The sequence below is a fragment of the Lutimaribacter marinistellae genome, from assembly GCF_042648365.1.
GTDB classification, from domain to species: domain Bacteria; phylum Pseudomonadota; class Alphaproteobacteria; order Rhodobacterales; family Rhodobacteraceae; genus Lutimaribacter_A; species Lutimaribacter_A marinistellae.
Genome location: NZ_JBHRXI010000016.1, coordinates 522,201 through 528,812, shown reverse-complemented (window position 1 = coordinate 528,812; position 6,612 = coordinate 522,201). Strand labels below are relative to the sequence as shown.

3 protein-coding genes are annotated in these 6,612 nt (G+C 57.5%); 1 reads left to right on the top strand and 2 read right to left on the bottom strand.

Translation table 11 applies throughout. From position 1 onward, the window contains the following. Together ACFORG_RS16510 and ACFORG_RS16505 are read right to left on the bottom strand one after the other, a co-directional pair. Positions 1-1,684, bottom strand: a 1,684-nt coding sequence (locus tag ACFORG_RS16510; RefSeq protein WP_386736611.1) for a laminin B domain-containing protein, incomplete at its 3' end; no start/stop codon positions are given. Between the two features lie 463 nt (positions 1,685-2,147). Further along, positions 2,148-4,070: a DUF3604 domain-containing protein gene (locus tag ACFORG_RS16505; RefSeq protein WP_386736610.1), complete on the bottom strand. Its 1,923-nt coding sequence runs from the start codon at positions 4,068-4,070 to the stop codon at positions 2,148-2,150. Positions 4,071-4,403: 333 nt separating this feature from the next. On the opposite strand from ACFORG_RS16505, the gene ACFORG_RS16500 reads away from it, so the two are divergent. After that, complete coding sequence (locus ACFORG_RS16500; protein ID WP_386736609.1) at positions 4,404-6,611, top strand: adenylate/guanylate cyclase domain-containing protein; 2,208 nt, start codon at positions 4,404-4,406, stop codon at positions 6,609-6,611. The last annotated feature ends 1 nt before the right edge of the window (position 6,612 follow it).

Here is a 6,612-nt window from a genome sequence, read left to right as displayed (position 1 = left end):
CCTTGATCGTGTCGCCATAACTGCCGCCGTGGATCTGGTCGTCGCCGATCCCGCCCTCGACGCTGTCGGCATCCTGCCCGGCCCAGATCGTGTCATTGCCGCCCCTTGCAAGGATCGTGTCCTGCCCGGTCCAGCCATAGATCAGGTCGTGACCGAAAGGACCTTCCTGATCGTTGTCGTGGAACACGTCACGGCCCGATTGCAGGTAGATCACGTCCAACCCGTTGTCGCCGTAGACAGTGTCGTTCCCGTTGCCCGCACGGATCGTGTCGGCATAAGCTCCGCCCCTGATCTCGTCTGCGCCGCCAGCGCCGCGCAGATCATCGCCCGAACTGCCGCCCAGGATCGTGTTCGCACCTTCGTTGCCGATGATCGTATCCGACCCCGCGGTGCCGGTGACATCAAACTGCGAAGTACCAGCAAGTGTCAGCTTTCGGGCGGTGCCAGACAATTGCAGAGCTTCGGCATATGGGTGGGCTCCTTCGATGGTCAGGTCGTTCACATCAACTGCGACCCCACCTGAGCTGGTGCTTGGCAAGGCTGGTGTCAGAACCTTGATCCGGTCGCCTGAAGCTGCATCAGCAATGGCCGCCTCGAGCGTCGTGTAGCTGTCTACCGGCGTCGCCAGATTTGGCGGGGTAAAGCGTTGAACATTCTCCGCCGCCTGCATGATCACGTTGTCCAGCGCACCCGTATCCGATCCGGACACGTACTCGCCACGGATATGCAGCGCGGTGAGGTTGGCCAGGACCGTGCGTATCTCGACCTCGGTTGCAACGGCACCGCTTTCGGTGCCAACGCGCCAGTCAGAAGCCGTGCTCAAGTCCAGCGAGTAGTTTGTCCAGTCGGTCCCGGGATGAGCGTGGTTTAGGACGAGGGTGATCCCGCCTCCGATCAATACCACATCATTCGCATCAAACTGGCTCGACAGTGAGCTCTGCCTCAAGTCGAAGGACAGCGTGCCGCCGTAAAACGCACTCTTGTCTCCCAGGAACTTTTCGGCGGCGACGAAATACCAGACTTCGCCCGTCGCATAGTCGACACCTTCAAGATAGCCGTCGGGGTTCCCGCCGACGTCAACCTGACGAAATTCCCTGACATCCGCGATGAACGACCAGCCGTCAATATCCGTATCGAAGGTCGACGTTATGGTAGGCGCATTGCCATCCCACGGTATCGGGATCCCCTCGGTCAGCACGACATTGTCCAGCGCGCTGAAATCCCCTGTCGTGCCGGAGACAAACTCTCCCCTGATAGAAAAACTGGTGAGGTCTGCCAGAACCGCGCGAATTTCGGCCTCGGTCGCGATCCTTCCGCTCGCGCTGCCAATTCGCCAGCCACCGCCCAGTTCGAGGTCCAAGCTGTAAGAAGTCCAGTCAGTACCCGGGTTGTCACCGGCATCGTTGACGATCGTGTATCCTCCGCCCGTCAGGATCACGTCTGCTTCGTCGTAGTATTGTGACGTCAGGACGTCCTGCTTCATGTCGAACGTGAGCGTCCCGCCGTAGTAGCTCTCTAAGTCACCAAGAAAAGCCGCAGAGGCCAGATAAGCCCAAATACCACCGCCGCCCTCGGCACCGGTGATGTGCCCGGTTGGATTGCCTCCTGTCGCCATGTAGGCTTCGGTTCCGTTATTGACCGTCCATCCTTCCAGCCCCGCGTCGAACGTTGCGCTGATGACCATGACCTTCCCCTCCCTGCAATTGAGTTGGTTGCAAAGCCTTCATCCAACTCCCTTGGAGGAGATTATCTGACACAGTCGCCAGATTGTTCCTTGCGCTAAATCAATAGCCTGAGGCCGAACAAGTCGGTGTTGAACGAAGCCCCTGCGGCGCGATCACGCCCGATGAGAAGGTGTGCAAATCAACAGCAACTTTGACAGAAGGAAATTGCAGCACGCGAGTGCTCTGTGAAAGCGGTGCGCAGGCGCTCACCCTTCGTCGTCCAGGCCTATCTCCGATGGATCAACGCCCAGCGAACCAAGACCGCGGCGCATACCGAGTTTACCTTGAACGCGAATTCGACAGGAGATCTGTGACCAACCGCAAAGGATGCCATCAAAGACTGTCAAAACGATTGCGCCTGAAGATACATAGGAATGCGACCATAACATGTCGTCACAAATGCAGGCGTGACCTACCCAACCATCATCCCTCGGGGGTGTACCAAATGGGTGATGTGTAAGCGCGTTCCTGGTGGCTACGTGGAACGCTTTCGGCCTCCATTTTGATGCCGAAGCGCTTTTCGTCATATGCTTGCCACGTTGGTGTCGGGATTTCGAGAACGCGTGCGTAATACACCGCCGGAAGGCTGGGGTCGAAGTCAGGGTCTTTCCAAACTGCGCGAAGCTCAGGGGCGCCTATCGTGTTGGTCCAGGTCGCCTCGGCTTCGTCGACTGTGTTCCCTACCGGCCCGGTCGCGCGCCCATCGGCGCCAATCTTGCGCCTGTCAGAGACAGCAACGTCATAGATGCGCTCCTGACGTTGCCCGCCGGCGTCGACCCATCCCTTGATAATCTGGATCCGGTCGAGGTTGCCCGACCACGCGTCCTTCATCGCGCCGACCATGAAGACCGGAGCATTGGCACCTTGTGCCGCTGGCGGCAGATCGCCCCCCATGGGAACGCCTCTGTCGTACCCAATCTCGACAACGTCCGGACGGTAAAGCTCTTCCTCTGCGTAATCCCAACCGCCGAACAGGCGAACGGTTATCCGGGTTCCGGTAGTCGCGTAGACCTCCTTGCGCTGCATTGCGTCGAAAATCGCCTCGCGGGTGTTCTCGCGCGCCCAGACAGCGGCAAGACCCGATGCCAATACGTCATATTCGAAGGTCGACAGGCTTTCGTCTCCACCAAAGGCCTGGATGACGTAACTCTTGTGGCGGTCCGGGCTTGGTTCACCGGAAGACATCTTGCCAAAGAAGTTCTCGTCACGGGTCGTCGACAAGGCTGTGTGGCTGTCAGAAGATCCGATCTGTCCCATTTTGAAGGGGTTTTCTCCGATTTCCCCAAGTTGCTGCAGACCGATTTGGAGTGCTGTTCGCGTATATTCGTGCGGCAACATCTCGGGTTTCTTGGGAATTATGCCTCCGATATCCGCCTTGTCCCATGTGCCGTAATCCGCGAACTCGTCCTCTGGCGACAGAAATGGATGAGCCTCGCTGTCGCCCTTGATCTGGGTGGTTTCGACCAGCGGTTCCCAGCGCATCCGCATCCGGGCATAGTCTGCGTTGATCGGTTCTCCATTCATCCGCTCGATGGCGAACATCTTTCCGTTCGAGACATTGCCATTGTGCGGGATCGCCAGAACCTGTCCTCCGGTCGCGTCCTCATAACCTTGCATGTAGGCCCAAAGCTGCTCGACATCCTGTCCGTCGAACAGTGAAAACGGCAACACCTGCGAGACTTTATCGGCGCCATCACGGAAGACCACCACGCGATGCAAGTTTCCCGGATCTTCAAGAGTTCCGCTCATCGTCCATTCAAAGCCAAGCATTGCCGTGAACACCCCCGGCTCGTTGAACTCTTCGGCGATTTCGATCTGCCGATCCCACGTGGTCCGGTTTATGTCCGCATCATCAATTACATCTGTAAACTGCGTCATGCCTTCACGGCCCCAAAGATCATAGGCACCATAGGCGTCGCCCGACTGGATCAGGTCGTAGAAGCGTCGTCCGTATTCAGTGTTCAACAGGTCCGGGTCGCCCTCGGCCAGAAGCAGCGGAACCCCGAGGTTCTCCGCATGGTCCGCAACCACCAGGAAATCGAGCGGGCGCACGGCGCGAACCCTTTGCCCGGTGTTGGAAGTCACTGTCTCTCCGCGCGCAAAACGGTAAGCATCTGCCGGTCCCAGCGCCGTGCCAATCATTCCCGCATCCATTGAGAAGCTCGTATGAAGATGCGTATCACCCCACAGCAGGTTTTCGGCGAAGCCTCCGCTTCTCGTACTCCGCTCCACATAGGGTGAATAGGTCTTGGGCAGCGCGGCGATGTCCTCGGCGGATGGTCTTAGCTGGGCCAGAGCCGGGAAGGTGGTCAAGGTCAGGGCAGCTACAGATATTAATCTCAACATTGACTAAACCTCTGCCATTAATCACGGCGAAACCTCGCCGGTTGATCAAGCTTAACAATCAAGGCCGATCGCTCAAAGGATTGATTCGCTTGGTTTCCGCTCCACCCAACCGATTCATGCAAGAATATGCGTCTCTTGGAACCCAAAGCGGCGCGCAAATGATCTTGGGAGTAGCTCTGTCTTGTCCGGAAGATCATTGCCCGTGCCGGCGGCAAAAGCAGCGCTTAGCAGGAGCAAGTTCGGAAACGACATAAGCATGGTGCAGTTTCCATCATGTCTCTAGCTTGTTACCCTCAAGGCCGCCGCCTGGAACTTCGAAAGAGAGGGGCGATCTTGGAACGAAGGCTTGCCGCCATATTCGCAGCAGACGTGGTCGGCTATAGCCGCATGATGGCGGAGGATGAAGCGGGCACGTTCGAACGCCTCGGCGACCTGCGCCGGACCATAATGACCCCGACGATCGAAGGGAGAAACGGCCGGATCGTCAAACTGCTGGGCGATGGGCTGCTTGCCGAATTCGCGAGCGTCGTCGACGCCGTAGAAGCCGCCATTGAAGTACAAGCGGCCATTGGCAAAAGAAACACCACCACTCAACCGGAACGGCAGATCGAACTCAGGATTGGCGTCAACATGGGTGACCTGATCATCGATGGAGATGACATCTTTGGTGACGGTGTGAACAAGGCGGCACGGCTTGAACCCCTGGCTCGACCTGGCGGGATATGCATTTCCCGAGAAGTCTTTGAATATACGCGCGGAAAAGTCAGTCGGACGTTTGAACCCGCTGGCATTCATCAACTCAAGAACATCCCCGAGCCAATAGCAGTCTTCAGGCTGGCAGACGCATCCGGCGAACCCACAGAGTCCCCACGTTCAAACAAAGGGATCACAGGAATTGTCGCACTGGTGGCTATTATGGCTTGTATAGCGGTGGCCCTTTTCTTGGTTCGCGACGATATCGCCTTGCTTATTGATAGGTCCGACGCCGATGCGGGTATTGCGGAAATCACGCAACCAACGCTGCTGGTCCTGCCATTTAAGAACCGCGGCCTCCCTCCACAGGAAAGCTATCTCGCAGATGGTCTGACAGACGACCTGATTACGGATTTCTCCAAGATCTCCGGTCTTATGGTGGTCGGAAGCAACACGGCCTTCGCGTACAAGGATAGCGAGATCGAAAGCAACGAAATCGGTCGTGAGCTTGGGGTGCGCTACGTTCTGGACGGAAGCGTCCGCAAAGCGGGAGAACGCGTTTTCGTCAATGCCCGGCTGACGGATACCACGACCGGGCAGACACTCTGGGCCGAAAGGCTGGAGCGTGATGCGTCAGACGTCTTCGCCATCGAAGACGACATTATCACCTGGACACTCAATCAACTGGAAGTCGTCCTGACCCTTTCAGAGCAACAGAGAATTGGCCGGCTTCCGACTTCCAACCTCGAAGCTTACGACTATTTTCTCAGGGCCGAAGAAGCTGCGCGCAGCGGTTTCCGGCCCGGTTTGAGAGAAGCGCTGGCGTTGTACTCGAAGGCGACGTCTATCGACCCTGAGTTTGCCCGGGCCTTTGCCGCTCAGGCACGGACCGAGGCTTTGATCATGCAGCGCAATTACGACGATGTACTCGCTTATCCGGTTGCCCGAAAGCGCGCATATGAACATGCGAGCCGCGCGCTGGAAATCGATCCCGAGGCAGGATTGCCGTTCGCTATTCTGGGGGAGTTGCAGGCCGTAGATCGTAGATACGAAGAAGCGTTGAGATCCGCGCAATTCGCGGTGGAAAACGCACCCGGAGACGCTGCGGCTTTGTTATCTCTCAGCTTCGTGCATACGTTCGCAGGTCGGCATGAGGAAGCGGTAAGGCAGTTCGAAAAGGCACTACGGCTCAATCCGCTATTGCCGTCCTATTCACGGCATACTGCCAGCCTGTCCTATATCCTGAGCGGAAACCCCGCACGCGCAGTTGAAATCCTGGAAGATATCCGGGACAGCTCTCAGGGTGTTGAGGACTACTTCAACATACTCGGCGCAGCCTATATCGAAGCAGACCAGCCCGAGAAAGCGAAGGAAGCGATAGATGCATCCGAGAACTACGCCCCGCATGTCTCGGCCGAACTCTACGGGGTTCTGTTTGCACATTTCCGTAGGCCGGAAGACCTCGACTACATAATCGAGGCTATGATCCGTGCAGGCTTGCAAAGGTGGCCTTTTGATTTTCAGCCCGGGACCCGCAAAGCGCTTTCGGGGGACGAACTCGCAGGGTTGATTACCGGAGAGGTTTGGCGCGGAAATTTCGAAGGGCGCGGAGCCGGACTAGTGCAGATATCACAGGGAGGTACGATGGCGCTCCGCTCACCCATGATGTTCGCGACGGGATCCGCTTACGTACACGACAACGAGCTTTGCCTGCAGCGGCCGGGCGTCGCCTTGGGTCGTGCTGAATGCGGCCCGATTTATGGAAAGTCCGAGGGCTCGTCCAACGACGCTTTCCCTTACACCTATGTCAACGGACACATCGTGTTTCACTTCGCACCAGGCGGGTGAA